The following is a 14,803-nucleotide window of genomic DNA, read 5'->3' as shown; positions in this document are numbered from 1 at the left end:
GACTCGCGGATCCAGTAAGCCCCCCCGCGGGCCCGAGCAGCGGTGTCCCGACTGGGAGCCCCTCGCCGCAGAGGTTCCGGCGAACAGGGCTCCCGCGTCGTATCGGTGCCGGTCCCTCCCCTCGTGGGGACCGGCACCGATCGACGCGGACGGCGCCGACCCGTGGTGCTCCCGCGTATCGGCGCGGATCAGGGAAAATCCGGATTCGCATTCGAATGTGAATACGGTCCGGGTATGGCCGTCTGCTCAAGTCTTCGGGGCCCACACGGCGATCCCGTCGTCACTCCGGCACAAGCCGGGCTCAGAACGATCGGTGGTGTCAGCCGTCTCCGCGAGCGGTGGGCCGATGACCTGCCAGGACGCTGCGTGGTTGGTTCGCTACTGCGATGAGATCCTGCCAGTTGTGGGTCCCGCAGAGGAGGTGCCGGATCCGTCCGGACGCCTTCGCCGCAGGTCAGCCGTATAAAGTGAGTTTTCCGGTCCGGATGACCAAGTGCGGCGGAAGTAAGGGGTGGAGGCCTTGAGTTCCGACTCAGGGGCACGCACAAGCTTCGCGGAACGTCTCGCGCTGCTGTACAAGGAAGCCGGCAACCCGCCCCTCAAGCGTGTGGCCGAAGCGGTCGTCCGCCTTCAGCGGGTCGACGAGCGCGGGCGACCCGTACGCGTGTCCGCCCAGCGGATCAGTGACTGGCGGCGGGCCAAGAACGTACCGGCCCAGTTCGCCGCCCTCGCCGCGGTGCTCCACGTCCTGATCCCCGAAGCCCGGCGCGAGCGGCCCACCCCCGTGTCCCCCGGTCTCTACGACATGGCCCAGTGGCACCGCCTCTGGGAGAGCGCCGTCGCCGACCCCGTCGGCGAGCGGGCGGCAGCCGGTGACTCCGACGGCTCCCCGGAGGGTGGGGAGCGGGCGGGGAGTGGGGGCGGGGGTAGTGGGGGTGCTGTTCCTGGGGTTTGTCCTTATCGCGGGCTCGCCTCCTATCGGCCACAGGACGCCCAGTGGTTCTTCGGTCGCGAGCGGAGTACCGACGCCCTCGTCGGTCAGCTCCGTGCCGCCGAGGCGGGTGGTCTCGTCATGCTCGTGGGGGCGTCGGGGGCCGGGAAGTCCTCCCTCCTCAATGCCGGGCTCGTGCCGACCCTTCAGGGGGGTGCCTCGCTGGCCCAGGACCCGGGGAGCGCGAGCGCGTGGGTCGCCGGGCCCGTCCTTCAGCTCGTACCCGGTGCCGATCCCCTCACCGAGCTCACCCGGAACATCCCGGAGCTCGCCCGCGTCCTGCCCGCCGGGGAGGACGACCCGGGCGTGGACCACCGTGCTCGTGCGTGTGCGCAGGGCGTGCGGGAGGCCGTCACCGCGTGGGGCGAGCGTTTCGCCGCCGAGGCCGCCGAGGCCACCGGAGTCGCCGAAGTCGCCGAGGTGGAGGAGGTCGTAGGCGGCGACGGGGTCGTCCGTCGGCCCGTCATCATCGTCGATCAGTTCGAGGAGACCTTCACCCTCTGCCCCGACGAAGCCGACCGGCGGGCCTTCATCAGGGTCCTGCATGCCGCCTGCTCCCCCGGCGAGGGCCGGAGTCACGCTCCCGCCCTCGTCGTCCTTGGGATACGCGCCGACTTCTACGAGGAGTGCCTCAGGTATCCCGAGCTGGCCGACGCCCTGCAGCACCGGCACATGGTGCTCGGACCGTTGACGACGTCGGAGCTGCGCAAGGCGGTGACCGGGCCCGCCAAGGCCGTGGGGCTCGAACTCGAACCGGGGCTCGCCGAGCTGATCGTGCGGGAGGTGAGTACGGACGGGCCCCGCGGGGCGCACGACGCGGGTGTGCTGCCGCTGTTGTCGCACGCGCTGCTCGCCACCTGGCAGCGGCGGAAGACGGGGCGTCTCACGCTGGCCGGGTACCGGGCGGCGGGCGGTATCCAGGGCGCCGTCGCGGCGACCGCCGAGCGTGCCTGGTCCGGGCTCGACCCGGCTGCGCGGACGGCGGCGAGGGTGCTTCTGCTGCGGCTCGTCCGGCTGGGCGAGGACACGCAGGCGACCCGGCGGCGGGGTACGCGTCGGCAGCTGGCGGAGGAGTCGACCGACCCCCACAAGACGGAGGAGTCCCTCGAAGCGCTGGTCCGCGCCCGGCTTGTGACCCTCGACGCGGAGACCGTGGAGATCACCCATGAAGCGCTGCTGCACGCCTGGCCGCGTCTGCGCGAGTGGATCGACGAGGACAGGAACGACCATCTGCTGCGGCAGCGGCTGGAAGAGGACGGCAAGTCCTGGGAGGACTCCGAGCGCGACTCTTCGCTGCTGTATCGGGGGTCTCGGCTCGAGCAGGCCCGCGAGTGGGCGCGGAGTACCGGTGATACGTATCTGACCAAGGGCGCCGTCGAATTCCTCGCCGCTTCGGCGCGGCTGCGCAGGCGCATGGTGTGGATCAGCCGGGGCGCCGTGGCGACCCTGGTCGTCCTGGCGATGGTCGCCGTCGTGTCCGCGGTCGTCGCACGGCAGCAGCGCGACGACGCGGTGTTCGAGCAGGTCGTCGCCGAGGCCGACCGCGCCCAGCACACAGATCCGTCCCTGTCCGCCCAGCTGGACCTGGTGGCGCACCGGCTGCGGCCCGGCGACGAGGGCACCCGCAACCGGTTGATCTCGATCGTGAACGCGCCGCTCGCCACCCCGCTCCTCGGCCACAAGGGCGCCGTCTACCTCACGTCGTTCAGCCCGAACGGGCGGCTCCTCGCCACGGCCAGCTACGACCGGACCGTACGCCTGTGGGACCTCTCCGACCCGACGCGTCCCGAACCGCTGGGCAAGCCGCTCACCGGGCACAAGAGCTGGGTGAGCACCGCGGTGTTCAGCCCGGACGGCAACACCCTCGCGAGCGCGTCGGACGACGGCACGATCCGGCTGTGGAACGTACGGGATCCGCGGCATCCGCGGCTCCTCGGCAGCCCCGTGACCGGGCAGGGTGGGGCCATCTACCTGCTCGCGTTCAGTCCTGACGGGAAGACCCTCGCCGCCGCCAACGAGGACAAGGCCGTCCGCCTGTGGGACGTGGACCGGCCGCGCGAGCCGAAGCGGATCGCCACGCTGCCCGGGCACACCCAAGCCGTGCGTTCGGTGGCGTTCAGCCATGACGGGCGGACCCTCGCGGCCGGCGGGGACGACGGCACGATCCACCTGTGGAACACGGACGATCCCAAGCGGCCCGAGTCCGTCGGCACGGTGCTGCGCGGGCACTCGACCACCGTGCACTCCGTGGCCTTCAGCCCCGATGACAACACCCTCGCGAGCGGCGGCGCCGACAACACGATCCGGCTCTGGGACGTCGCCGACCCTGAGCACGGCAAGGCGCTCGGGACGCCGCTGACCGGGCACACCGGTCCGCTGTGGTCCGTGGCGTTCAACCCGGCGGGCACCATGCTCGCCGCCGCGAGCGCGGACAGCACGGCGAGCCTGTGGAACATCCGCGACCCGTCGCATCCTTCGCAGGTCGGCGAGCCCCTCGCGGGCAGCAGCGGGGAGATGTACGCCCTGGGGTTCAGCCCCGACGGACGGTTCCTCGCCACCGGGAGCGGCGACAACAAGGTCCGCCTCTGGTCGGTCTCGACGGGGGACATGCTCGGCCGGATAGGGGCGTTCCGGCCGGACGGGAAGGTGCTGGCGACAGCCTCGCGGGACGAGAAGGTCCGGCTGTGGGACGTGGAGCGGCCCGAGCGGCCCACTCCGCTGGGCAAGCCTTTCCGGCCCGGGGAGGGCAATGTCCGGGCGCCGGTGTTCTCGCCGGACGGCCGTACGCTCGCCGTGCTCACGGGCAACCGCGCGGTCCAGCTGTGGGACGTCGCCGACCCGAAGCACCCCGTCCCCTACGGGCCGCCCGTCCGGCTGCGGACCCGGTTCGCGGCCGCGCTCGCCTTCAGCAGGGACGGCCGTACGCTCGCGACCCCCTACACCGACCGCACCATCCAGCTGTGGGACGTCACCTCGCCCGCCCGCCCGCGCAGGCTCGGGGAGCCGCTCACCGGCCATCAGGGGTACGTCAACTCCCTGACGTTCGGGAAGGACAGGCGCACGCTGGTCAGCGGCAGCGCGGACGGCACCGTACGGCTGTGGAACGTGACCGATCTACGGCGTGCGGTGCCCTTCCAGGCGCCCCTCAAGGGTCATCAGGGTCCCGTCAACACCGTCGTCTACAGCCCGGACGGGCGCACGCTGGCCAGTGGCAGCGACGACGGCACGGTGCGGCTCTGGGACATCGGCGACCCGCGCGAACCGGTCCGGCTCGACGCCTCCCTGACGGGCCACACCGACGCGGTCGTGTCCCTGACGTTCAGCAAGGACGGCCACAAGCTGGCGACCGGCGGCAACGACAACACGGTGCGGCTCTGGAACGTCGCCGACCCCGCCGACGCCTCCCCCATCGGGCAGTCGATGAGCCCCAACACGAAGATGGGCAGCTTCCTGTCGTTCAGTCCGCAGAGCGACATGCTGGGGGTGGCGAGCGGTACGGATACCGTCCGGCTGTGGAACTTGGACACCGAGGAAGCGGTTAACCGTATTTGCTCGACCACGCGGGGTGTTCTGACGCGGGAGAAATGGGATGAGTATCTGCCCCGCCTCTCGTACGAGCCGCCGTGCGACGAGTAACGCACGGGCCGCACACGGGCCTTTTCGGCCAAGGTCCTGCCCGTTCGGGCACGCTGCCTGCCTTCTCGGCCGCTCAACGGGGTACGTGATCCCGATCACAACTCCATACTTTATTCGCGGAGTTGACTCCCACTATGCATTCGACCTTGTTACTGTTGGAACAGAGCCCGATCGCTGGTGCATCCCCCGTCGCCAGCGATCGGGCCCTTCCATTTGCACCGACGCTTTTACCTTATAGGCACGAGATCGTTTCGTAGGGAAACTTTCCGTCGCGACCGCCGACGCGCCGCCCCCTGTGACCTCGTCGACTCCTCTTCGGGAGTCGTAGGGTGTGGGCCGGTCCCGGACGACAGAAAGGTGGTGGGTGCCGTGCGCCGGCGCATCGTCATCGTCACCGCCGTCCACGCGCCGTCGGCCCCGTTCCTGTCCGACGCGTACGCGTCGCTGCTCGCGCAGGAGCTCCCCGACGGGTGGGAGTGGCACTGGATCGTCCAGGAGGACGGCAGGACCGACGAGGTCGCGCCGTACGTCCCGGACGACGAGCGCGTCACGTTCCGGCAGGGGCGGCCCGGCGGACCCGGCGTCGCGCGCACGATGGCGCTCGCGCACGCCCACGGGGAGTACGTGAAGGTCCTGGACGCCGACGACCAGCTCGCCCCCGGTGCGCTGGCCCGCGATCTCGCGGCGCTCGAAGGGGACCCGGCGCTCGGCTGGGCCGCCTCACGGGTGCTCGACCTGCTGCCCGACGGCTCCACGGTCGGCTTCCCCGGCGACCCCGAGCACGGTCCCGTCGAGCGCATGACGGTCATCGACTACTGGTCCGGGCACGACCACCGTGCGCCGGTCCACCCCGCGACGCTCTTCGTCCGCCGCGAACTCCTCGTCGCCCTGGGCGGCTGGATGGCGCTGCCCGCCTCGGAGGACACGGGCCTGCTCCTGGCGCTGAACGCGGTCGCGCGCGGCTGGTTCACGTCCGAGGTGGGCCTCCTCTACCGCAAGTGGGAGGGCCAGATGACGGGCCAGAGCGCGCACACCGACACGGCGGAGCGGGACGCGCGGATGGCGGTGGTGGCGGAGCGGGCGAGGGCGCTTTCGGCGTTCCAGTGGCGCTTCCCGCCGACGGCGTCGGCGACGCCGCCGTCACAGACAACAAAGACGGCACAGACGACGCAGACGACCCAAACGACCCAGACGACCCAGACGACACAGCAGACGGGCTGACCTCAGAGCGTCTCCGCGTCGGTCCGCGAGAAGACCAGCTCCGTCTCGCCAGTGATCGGCTCCCGCCACCGCACCGGCGGCGCGGGGCGGCGGATCGCGGCCGGGTAGGTGTCAGGGGCGTACTCGTTGACCAGCCGGTACGCGTGGAAGCCCGCCTCGCGCATCGTCTCCATCAACTCGTCCACGGAGTCGCCGAGTTGCTCCATGCGGTCCGGCGTCACCTCCACGGCGATCTCCACGTCCTCGCGGAGGCCGCCGAGCGCGGGTGCGAGGCCCCGGACGACACCGCCCTCCGCCCCCTCCACGTCGATCTTGATCACGCGCGCGCGGGCCAGCTCGTCGGGCTCCAGGAGCTCGGGCAGCGGCACGGCGTCCGACTCGAAGGTCGACTCGGCGGGCCCGTCGTACGGGACGATGCTGTTCGCGCCCATGTTGTTCGAGCTGGCGAGGATGAACGTGAGCCGCTTGTGCGCGTCCGAGACCGCCGCGTTGACCGCGCGGATGTTGGAGCAGCCGTTCAGCTCCGCGTGCAGCAGTACGCGCTCGTGGAACGTGGGCGAGGCCTCGACCGCCACGACCCGCCCCTCCGGGCCCACGAGCCCGGCCCCCAGGATGGCGAAGTAGCCCACGTTCGCGCCGACGTCGACGAACACGTCCCCGGGACCGAGGCGCCCGCGCAGCCACCGCGTCATGTGCGGCTCCCAGGCGCCGAACAGGTACACGTAGCGCTGGATGAGGTCCTGGGTGTCGACGGCGAACCGGTGGCCGTACCGGTCGGTGACGACCCGGCGGCGCGGGTTCTCCCGGAGGCGTGGGTTCAGGAACCCGGCCGCCAGCGCCGCCTTGCCGACGGTGCCGGGGGCGTCACGCACGTACCGCCGCCCGAGCGTGACCATCGTCTCCGAAAGGGGGGTGCTCATTCGATCGCCTCTCCGTCGCGCGCCTCCGCGGCGGTCGCTGGCGCGGTCGAATGAACCGTATCCGCCCCTCCCCCGCCCCCTACCTCCCGGCCCGGTCGAACGGCAGGTCCAGCATGCGGATGGCGTTGCCGCGCAGCAGCTTGTACGCGATCTCCTCCGGGAGGTGGCCGACGTGCTCGGCGGCGACCTGCTTGGTGTGCGGCCACGTGGAGTCGACGTGCGGGTAGTCCGTCTCGAAGGTGGCGTTGTCGACGCCGACGGTCTCGATCGCCTCGATGCCGTGCTTGTCGCGGAAGAAGCAGCAGAAGATCTGCCGGTAGTAGTACGTCGACGGGGGCTCCGGGACCAGGTCCTTCACACCGCCCCAGGCCCGGTGCTCCTCCCACACGTCGTCGGCGCGTTCCAGGGCGTACGGGATCCAGCCCATCTGGCCCTCGCTGTACGCGAGTTTGAGCCGCGGGAACTTCACCAGGACGCCGCTGAAGAGGAAGTCCATCATCGACGCCATCGCGTTGTTGAAGGAGAGCGAGGCCTGGACCGCGGGCGGCGCGTCCGGGGAGGCGGCCGGCATCTGCGACGACGAGCCGATGTGCATGTTCACGACGGTCCCGGTCTCCTCGCAGGCCGCGAAGAACGGGTCCCAGTACCCGGAGTGGATCGACGGCAGGCCCAGGTACGTGGGGATCTCGCTGAAGGTGACGGCCCGCACCCCGCGCGCGGCGTTGCGCCTGATCTCGGCGACGGCGAGGCCCACGTCCCAGAGCGGGATCAGGCAGAGCGGGATCAGCCGGCCGCCGCTGTCGCCGCACCACTCCTCGACCATCCAGTCGTTGTAGGCGCGGACACAGGCGAGACCGACCTCCTTGTCCTTGGCCTCGGAGAAGGTCTGGCCGCAGAAGCGGGGGAAGGTCGGGAAGCAGAGGGACGCCTCGACATGGTTGAGGTCCATGTCCGCCAGGCGGGCCTTGGGGTCCCAACAGCCCTTGCGCATCTGCTCGCGGGTGATGCCGTCCAGCGTCATCTCGTCGCGCGAGAAGCCGACGGCGGCGATGATGCGCTTGTACGGGAAGATGCTGCCCTCGTACTCCCACCAGTCGGTGATCTGTCCCGCCGGGTCGGTCGTGAACCGGTACTTGCCGCCGATGTACTCCAGCTCGCCGATGCCCGCGGTGAAGGGCTTCGGACCCCGGTCGCGGTACTTGGCGGGAAGCCATGTGTCGAAGAGGTGTGCGGGCTCGATCACGTGGTCGTCCACGCTGATGACCCGGGGGAGTTCCTTGGTGCCGTCCTCGCTGCTGACCACTGCTGTGCCCCCTACTGCTGCCGCTGTCGCTTCCGCTACCGCTGCCTGCCGGTGCCACCGACCTTAATCTGACGCTCCATCAGATTTAGCGTCGGATCGAGGTTATGGGCTCGCATCGTCGGCGGCAAGCGTCCGCCCGCAACTCGACCCCTTGCGCGTCGCAGCCTCATCCGGTGAACTGACGCCCCGTCAGGTTGGCTTGGGGAGGACGCGCGATGCAGACGATCTGGCTCGGCGGAGCCGAGTGGGTGGCCGTACTCCGGATCGGGATCGGCCTGTGGTGGCTGGAGAGCTGGCGCCACAAGGACAAGAAGACGTGGTTCGGTGGCGGCGGCATCGGCTGGGCCGCGGGCATCGCCGAGAAACACCGGTGGTCCGCGGTGCGCGAGGGCTTCAACGTGGTGGTGAAGCCGCGGCCGCGCGTCATGGCGTACGTCGTCGCCTACGCGGAACTCGCCCTGGGTCTCGGCCTGATCGTCGGATTCCTCACGCCCGTCGCCCTGATCTGCGGGTTCGTCCTCAACCTCGTCTATCTCGTCCTGATGATCCACGACTGGGCCGAGCAGGGGCAGAACCTCATGATGGCGCTGGCCTCGTTCGTCGCCTTCTTCGCGATGAGCTGGCAGGCGTGGTCGCTGGACGACGCGCTGGGGATGTTCGTCTGACCACGGGTGTACTACCGCCGTACGTCTGGCCAGTTGCGGGCCGACCTGTCACCCTGCCGCACATCCGGCACGATCCGCCCGTGGACAGGGAGACGGCCATGACGGAACGCAGCCACGCCGCACGCGCCGAGAGCGCCGCCTTCCGCGCCGCCTCGGTCTGCCACCACGTCGAGCGGCACGAGGCGCCGGAGCACGTCGTGTGGAAGGCCGCGCACGCCGCCCGCGTGTCCCTCCAGGCGCTCGCCGTGCTGTCGGAGTCCGCCCCCGACCCGGCGGCGGACTCGCGTTGCGCGCGCAACGCGGCGGCTGCCGCGGCCCAGGCCGCGCAGATGGGGCAGCAGCACGACGGCGGGAGCGAACCGGCCGTCGCCGCCTGCCGTGCCGCGCTCCGGGCGTCGCAGGCCGCGTCGGCCGCCGCGGGCCGGGAGGGCCTCGGCGCGGACGAGGCCCTGAACGCCGCGGCGGACGAGGCCGAGGCGGCGGCCGTCGCGGCTGCCGAGCGCGCGGGGTGGATGCGGCCGGGGCAGCGGCTCCCGGAGATGTCGACCGGTATGCGCAGCCCTGAGCTGATGTCGATGCTGCACTTCTGACGGACGTACGCCACGGAACGCTCGACGGACAACGGAGATACGTCACCGGTCGCTCGACGGACGTACGCCACGGGTCGCTCGGACGGTGGAATTGCCCGGGTTACTAACGATGTCGGGCGCATCTTCCTGCGCTCTGTTCCGTTTGAAAGACCATGAACACCTCGAAGCGCATGCTCACCGCCCTGACCCTGACGGCGGCCGCCGCCTCCGTCGCCGCTGCCGCACCCGCCCAGGCCGTCCCCGGCTCCGGTGAGGGCGCCCGCACCGTGGGCCGTGTCGTCGGCGAGACCCTGATGAACCCGGCCGAGACGGGCCGGGACGCGCTGGACGCGGGCAAGACGGGCCTGACGGTGGTCGAGACCGGCATGAAGTCCGTGCAGACCGGCTCGCAGTCCGTACACGTCTAGTACGGAGCCGCGGCGGCAGTGAGCCACAGCGGTGAGGAGCACCGGCGCCGACGGACGCGACACCGTCGGCGCCGGTGCTTTTCCGTCCTCTTCTCGTTCGCCGCTCCGTCCGCTCAGGACACGCACGGCGGCCCGGAGGAAGATGGGAAGCGTGCTGACCGTGCTGGTGCTGGTCGGGCGGGAGCGGGCGACCGACCTGATCTCCCGGATCGAGAGCATCCCCGAGGTGTGCGTCCTCTCCCACACCCATGACATCTCCCTGGCCCTCGCCCGGGCCCGGGTGCTGCTGCCGGACGCGCTGGTCATCGACGTGAGCGCCGCCTCACCCGGGGACGCGGACACGGTCGTCCACCGGGCGCGCGGACTCGGTCTGCCGAGCGAGCTGATCGTGCACGCCGACGGTCACGGCCCACCGGACGGCCTGGTCCGCAGGCTCACCCGACTGGCCCGCGACCAGCACGCCGTCTAGGGGCCGGGGGTGCGGCGGCTCTGCAGAGTACGGGCGAGGCGCGGGCCGAGGCGCTGTTTGAGCCAGCGCAGGGCCTGGAGTCGGCCGAGGGCCTGGTCGACGTGGAAGTACAGCTGCGGCGGCACGTAGGGCAGCAGGGGCGAGTGGCGCTGGCCGAGCAGGGCGAACATCTGGTGCGGCTCCAGGCCCATGTAGCGCGGCAGGCTCTCGTACCACTGGGCGCTGTGCCGTGCGGCGCTCTGCACCGACAGCAGGGCCTGCCTCCGTTCCCGCTCGTACGCGGCGAGTGCGGCGGGCAGCTCGCGCGGTCCGGCGACGGAGCCCACCGCGCGGGCCAGGCTCATCGCGTCGCGCAGCGCGAGGGTGGTGCCGGCTCCGATGGAGTAGTGCGTGGTGTGGGCGGCGTCGCCGATGAGTACGAGGTCGCCGTGCGACCAGGCCGTGTTCGTGACGGTCGGGAAGGCCTGCCACTGGGCGTGGCTCTCGATGTCCTTGCGGCCGAGGAGCTCGTGGCCTTCGAGCGGGTCGGCGAAGAGTTTCTCCAGCAGGCGCAGGGTCTCTGAGTGGTCGAGGCGGTCGAAGCCGAGGGCCGACCAGGTGGTGGCGGAGCACTCCACGACGCAGGTGCTGTGCTCGTCGCTGAAGCCGTACGCGTAGCACCAGATCCAGCCGTGGTCGGTCTCGACGAAGGCGAAGGTGAACGCCGTGAAGACCCGGCTGGTGCCGAGCCAGATGAAACGGTTGGCGCCGGTGGTCACCCGGGTGCCGAACCGGGCCGCCTGTTCCGTGCGGAGCCCGCTGTGCGCCCCGTCGCCCGCGACGACGAGGTCCGCGTCCGGCAGGTCGGCGCGGCCGCCGATCTCCTTGCCGAACTCCAGGCGTACGCCCAGGGAGCGGGCCCGGTCGGCGAGGATCGTACGCAGCCGGTGGCGGCCGATCGCGTGTCCTGGGTCACCGTCGTGCGCGGTGGTGCGGTCGCCGACGTACGCGAATCCGCCCCGCCAGCACACCGACTGCTCCTCGATGAGGCGGGCCGACTCGGGGTCGTGGGCGTGCAGGTCCCTCAGGAGGTCGGGCCAGTACGTCACGCCCCAGCCGTAGCTGGTCCCGGCCGCGTGCCGTTCGTGGACCGTGACCTCGTGGGCCGGTTCCCGGAGTTTGGCGAGGATGGCCAGGTACAGGGAGGCGGGCCCTCCACCGACGCAATCGATCTTCACGCGCGCTCCTGTGTGTCTTCGGGAGGAGCCTCAACGTAAGGGGCGGTGGTACGCGCGCGGTGCGCCACGCTGCGGGACCGGGTCGAGTTCATCAAATGGGACCGAGCCGACCGGAGCGGGTCCGGTGGCCGGGCGGGTGCGGGTGGCCGGGCGGGTACGGGTGGTGGCCGGACGGGTACGGGTACCGGCTGTGACTTGTCCCCGGTGGGCTGACGTCTCCCTGCCGATCCTGTATACCCGCAGAGAGCAGATCGTCCGAGCCGGTCCGGTCCTGTCGTGTCGTCGGGCCCGCACTCGCTGTCGGCCCCCGGAGGTGTGAGGGGTATGTCGCCGCACCGTCTGTCCATCGCGGGCCTCGCGCACTCCGACGCCTGCGCCGTGCTGCGGCTCAGCGGCGAACTCGACCGGGCGTCCGAGAAGTTCTTCATGGACACGCTGGCCGTCGCCCTCGACGCGGGCCGGCGCCACATCGTGCTCGACGTGACCGCCCTGACGTTCTGCGACTCGCGCGGCCTGAACTGCCTGCTGGCCCTGCACTGGCTCCTGCGGCGCAGAGCGGGCGACCTGATGCTCGCGGGAGTGGGCCGCCGCCTCGCCGCGCTGCTCGAACACAGCGGCAGCACGGCCCTGTTCTCGTCGCACACGTCGGTCGGCCAGGCCCTGCGCTCCCTGCCGGAACCCGCCCGCCCGCACTGGCCGCCGCCCGCGGAACGGAGTTCGGACGAAGGCGTCTCCCCGCCCACCTAGGGCCTGTGCCGGAGGTCCTGAGTGCCACGAGACGGTGCGCGACGTACGCCAGGCGGCGCACCCCGAGATGCGTTCGGGGCCCGGCACCAGTGAGCTGACGGACATGAATCACGACATAGCGAGCCCGGCAGAAGCGGCCACCACCCGGCGCCGTGCCCTGGGAGCCGCCGTGGCGCTGCTGGCCGGCGGGGCGGTACCGCTGACGGCGTCGCGCGCGGCGGCCAGGTCGGACGGCGGGCCGTCGGACACACCAGACACCTCAGACCCGCCGGACCACGTCTGTACCGGTGCATACGACGCCGAGTTCGAGGCGTCCCTGGCGGCGGCGGACGACCTCTTCGGCTCGCAGGAGATGCGGGGCATCCCGGAAGGGCCTCCCGAGCAGTACGCGATGCCGCTGCGCCGCGGCTTCAGGGTCACCGCGCCCTACGGCATCCGCGGCGACTGGCTCGCCGGGCACCACACGGGCATCGATCTGGCCGTTCCGCAGGGGACGCCCGTGTACGCCGTGGGCTCGGGCGTCGTGCTCGTGGCGCGGTGGTCGGGCGCGTACGGCAACGCCGTGACGGTACGGATGCCGGACGAGCACTACTCCCTGGTGGCGCATCTGTCGAGCATCGCGGTCCGCGAGGGTGCGCGGATCGAGGCCGGGACCCTCCTCGGCAGGAGTGGCGCCACGGGACGTGCCACGGGCCCCCACCTCCATCTGGAGGTACGGGCCCGCCGCGAGTACGGATCGGACATCAATCCGGTGAGTTACCTGGCCAAACGCGGAGTGCGGCTCCTGTGACAGTGCCGGTGACGGTGACGGTGACGGACGTCGTCACTGCACCAGGTTCGTGACGGGGGCCACCAGGTCCGTGATCTGGTGCAGCTGGTTCAGGTCGTTCAGCCGGTTGAGACCGGCGAGCTGGTTCGCGAGCCTCGGCATCTGGGCGCGCTGCTCCTCGGGCATACCGGCCGTCGCGAGGTCGTCGACGGTGCTGAGCACCGAGATCCTGCCCTCGTCGGCGGCGGGCACGGGGGCGGACGCCTGAGCGGCCGGCGCGGACAGGGCCGCGGCTCCGGCTGCCAGCGAGACGGCGGCGATGAGTCGTCGTGCTGATGTCATGTCCTCAAAACTTGTCGGGGAGCGCGAAGGTCACGGGTTCGGCGCCGCCCTCACTCGGGAAGCTCATATGCCATTCCGCGTACGCGCGGTACGCCCGCGCGCCGCGGTCGGCCACCCGGCCGGGCTATTTCTCTCCGGTATCCCCGGTGAGAATCTCTTTCAGCGATATCTCCTGCCGTGACCTTGTCTCGACGAATGGCGTTAGGGAATTACGCGGCTGTGTGTAGGCAGCCGCTTCTGTCCAAGTCAAAGGAGAACGTGATGTCTCGCATCGCTAAGGCAGCCGCTGTTACCCTCAGCACCGGAGCCGTCGCCCTCGGTGGTGCCGGCATCGCCATGGCGGATGCCGGCGCGCAGGGTGCTGCGGTCGGTTCCCCGGGTGTCATCTCGGGCAACATGCTCCAGGCCCCCATCAACGTCCCGGTGAACGTGTGCGGCAACACCGTCGACGTCATCGGCCTGTTGAACCCCACCTTCGGCAACAAGTGCGCCAACCCCGGCGGCGACGTCCACCACGGCCACCACGGCGGCCACCACGGCGCCGGCGCCGGTTACGGCAACTGATCCGACCCTGACGACGCCCCCGGTGCGCGTTCCACCGGGGGCTTCGTCGTGCTCCGGGCGCCTCCGCGCGGCGCGCGCACTACTCCCCGTACGCGTAAAGCCCCTGGTGGCCGAGGAGTTCGTCCGGACTGACGTCCCACGGCGGCATCGGCTCGTGGCGGGCGACGATGCGCCGGTACTGGGGTCGGCCGGGCTCGGGCGGCTGTTCCGGGAGGTAGCGCGCGGAGCGGGGGTGGCGGCGCTGCCACCGGTCCCACAGCAGGTCCACGAAGGCGTGGTTGAGCCAGAAGACCGGGTCGTTCACGGAGGCGCCGCCCAGCATGTGTCCGCCGACCCAGCGGTGGACGCGGTTGTGGTTGCGCCACCGTTCCGTGCCGCGCGCCGACGTCCAGCCCTCCAGCTTGTTGCGGAAGCCACCGGGTGCCGTGGAGTCCCAGGGCGGCACGTCGTAGCGGGGGTCGTCCATGGCCCGGGCCACGTCCCGTGCCGTGGGCAGGTCGATGGGGTCCCGGGGGTGACCGAGGTCGCGGGTGAGGAACTCGCCGTCGGTGACGTCCTCCTTGATGGTCCAGTGCCCGCTCCGGTACGCGAACGGGCCGCTCATGACCTGCCGGTCGCCCCGGCGTCCGTTGCCGCCCATCAGGTCCGCGCCCCACAGCGTGCCGCCGCGCCCGCGGTCCTCCGTCCAGTCCCAGTAGGGGACGGTGACGCCGGGGTCCATGCGCCGCAGGGCCCGTTCGAATTCGAGCAGGAACCGGCGGTGCCAGGGGAAGAACGAGGGGGTCATGTGGGCGACGCGGAGGCGGTCGTCGCCGTCCGAGACGTAGAAGTCGATGTGCGTGCGGACGAACGCGTCGTACTCGCCGCGGCGCTTCAGTTTCAGCACGGCGTCGACGAAGCGGCGCCGCTCGGCCCGGCTGAGGCTGCTCTGGTTCCTGCGCGTGTGGGCCATGACCGTCCCC

General features: G+C 71.2%; 14 protein-coding genes. 9 read left to right on the top strand and 5 right to left on the bottom strand.

Features of this window, described 5'->3' with window-relative positions; all coding sequences use genetic code 11:
• Positions 1-511: 511 nt before the first annotated feature.
• A complete protein-coding gene (locus NOO62_RS21800) occupies positions 512-4,627 on the top strand; it encodes a hypothetical protein (RefSeq protein WP_268772572.1) in 4,116 nt (1,371 codons plus the stop codon).
• 369 nt (positions 4,628-4,996) lie between these two features.
• Complete coding sequence (locus NOO62_RS21795) at positions 4,997-5,848, top strand: glycosyltransferase family 2 protein (RefSeq protein ID WP_268772571.1); 852 nt, start codon at positions 4,997-4,999, stop codon at positions 5,846-5,848.
• A gap of 2 nt (positions 5,849-5,850) precedes the next feature.
• Here the strand turns inward: NOO62_RS21795 and NOO62_RS21790 are convergent, their stop codons facing one another.
• Both NOO62_RS21790 and NOO62_RS21785 read right to left on the bottom strand, forming a co-directional pair.
• Complete coding sequence (locus NOO62_RS21790) at positions 5,851-6,768, bottom strand: FkbM family methyltransferase (protein WP_268772570.1); 918 nt, start codon at positions 6,766-6,768, stop codon at positions 5,851-5,853.
• Positions 6,769-6,847: 79 nt separating this feature from the next.
• Positions 6,848-8,071, bottom strand: a complete 1,224-nt coding sequence (locus NOO62_RS21785) for an amidohydrolase family protein (RefSeq protein WP_268772569.1) — start codon at positions 8,069-8,071, stop codon at positions 6,848-6,850.
• Between the two features lie 215 nt (positions 8,072-8,286).
• On the opposite strand from NOO62_RS21785, the gene NOO62_RS21780 reads away from it, so the two are divergent.
• From NOO62_RS21780 to NOO62_RS21765, 4 genes are all read left to right on the top strand, one after another.
• Positions 8,287-8,736, top strand: a complete 450-nt coding sequence (locus NOO62_RS21780) for a DoxX family membrane protein (RefSeq protein ID WP_268772568.1) — start codon at positions 8,287-8,289, stop codon at positions 8,734-8,736.
• 98 nt (positions 8,737-8,834) lie between these two features.
• Entirely contained in the window at positions 8,835-9,326 is a 492-nt protein-coding gene (locus NOO62_RS21775; protein ID WP_268772567.1) for a hypothetical protein, read from the top strand.
• A gap of 152 nt (positions 9,327-9,478) precedes the next feature.
• Positions 9,479-9,733: a hypothetical protein gene (locus NOO62_RS21770; RefSeq protein ID WP_268772566.1), complete on the top strand. Its 255-nt coding sequence runs from the start codon at positions 9,479-9,481 to the stop codon at positions 9,731-9,733.
• 151 nt (positions 9,734-9,884) lie between these two features.
• The gene (locus tag NOO62_RS21765; protein WP_268772565.1) at positions 9,885-10,202 is read left to right on the top strand and encodes a hypothetical protein; all 318 of its coding nucleotides are present in this window, start codon (positions 9,885-9,887) and stop codon (positions 10,200-10,202) included.
• On the opposite strand, the gene NOO62_RS21760 is transcribed toward NOO62_RS21765, so the two are convergent.
• On the bottom strand, positions 10,199-11,419 hold the full coding sequence (locus NOO62_RS21760; protein ID WP_268772564.1) for an FAD-dependent monooxygenase: 1,221 nt from the start codon (positions 11,417-11,419) through the stop codon (positions 10,199-10,201). The two genes, NOO62_RS21765 and NOO62_RS21760, sit on opposite strands and share 4 nt — an antisense overlap.
• Before the next feature lie 324 nt (positions 11,420-11,743).
• Here NOO62_RS21760 and NOO62_RS21755 point away from each other — a divergent pair, with 324 nt between their 5' ends.
• Both NOO62_RS21755 and NOO62_RS21750 read left to right on the top strand, forming a co-directional pair.
• Entirely contained in the window at positions 11,744-12,166 is a 423-nt protein-coding gene (locus NOO62_RS21755) for an STAS domain-containing protein (RefSeq protein WP_268772563.1), read from the top strand.
• Positions 12,167-12,200: 34 nt separating this feature from the next.
• Entirely contained in the window at positions 12,201-12,956 is a 756-nt protein-coding gene (locus tag NOO62_RS21750) for a M23 family metallopeptidase (protein WP_268772562.1), read from the top strand.
• Between the two features lie 33 nt (positions 12,957-12,989).
• Here NOO62_RS21750 and NOO62_RS21745 read toward each other — a convergent pair whose 3' ends face one another.
• Positions 12,990-13,277, bottom strand: a complete 288-nt coding sequence (locus NOO62_RS21745) for a hypothetical protein (protein ID WP_268772561.1) — start codon at positions 13,275-13,277, stop codon at positions 12,990-12,992.
• A gap of 261 nt (positions 13,278-13,538) precedes the next feature.
• Here NOO62_RS21745 and NOO62_RS21740 point away from each other — a divergent pair, with 261 nt between their 5' ends.
• The gene (locus NOO62_RS21740; protein WP_268772560.1) at positions 13,539-13,841 is read left to right on the top strand and encodes a chaplin; all 303 of its coding nucleotides are present in this window, start codon (positions 13,539-13,541) and stop codon (positions 13,839-13,841) included.
• A 79-nt stretch (positions 13,842-13,920) separates the two neighbouring features.
• On the opposite strand, the gene NOO62_RS21735 is transcribed toward NOO62_RS21740, so the two are convergent.
• Positions 13,921-14,793: a tyrosinase family protein gene (locus tag NOO62_RS21735; protein WP_268772559.1), complete on the bottom strand. Its 873-nt coding sequence runs from the start codon at positions 14,791-14,793 to the stop codon at positions 13,921-13,923.
• Between the last annotated feature and the right edge of the window lie 10 nt (positions 14,794-14,803).

It is taken from the genome of Streptomyces sp. Je 1-369, from assembly GCF_026810505.1.
Taxonomy (GTDB): Bacteria; Actinomycetota; Actinomycetes; order Streptomycetales; family Streptomycetaceae; genus Streptomyces.
Note: the sequence above shows the minus strand (reverse complement) of the source record. Positions and strands in the feature narration are given on the sequence as shown.

Coding starts and splice junctions, on each gene's coding strand:
- NOO62_RS21775 (WP_268772567.1), top strand. CDS start 8,835: ATGACGGAACGCAGCCACGCCGCACGCGCCGAGAGCGCCGCCTTCCGC.
- NOO62_RS21740 (WP_268772560.1), top strand. CDS start 13,539: ATGTCTCGCATCGCTAAGGCAGCCGCTGTTACCCTCAGCACCGGAGCC.
- NOO62_RS21745 (WP_268772561.1), bottom strand. CDS start 13,277: ATGACATCAGCACGACGACTCATCGCCGCCGTCTCGCTGGCAGCCGGA.
- NOO62_RS21770 (WP_268772566.1), top strand. CDS start 9,479: ATGAACACCTCGAAGCGCATGCTCACCGCCCTGACCCTGACGGCGGCC.
- NOO62_RS21735 (WP_268772559.1), bottom strand. CDS start 14,793: ATGGCCCACACGCGCAGGAACCAGAGCAGCCTCAGCCGGGCCGAGCGG.
- NOO62_RS21790 (WP_268772570.1), bottom strand. CDS start 6,768: ATGAGCACCCCCCTTTCGGAGACGATGGTCACGCTCGGGCGGCGGTAC.
- NOO62_RS21780 (WP_268772568.1), top strand. CDS start 8,287: ATGCAGACGATCTGGCTCGGCGGAGCCGAGTGGGTGGCCGTACTCCGG.
- NOO62_RS21755 (WP_268772563.1), top strand. CDS start 11,744: ATGTCGCCGCACCGTCTGTCCATCGCGGGCCTCGCGCACTCCGACGCC.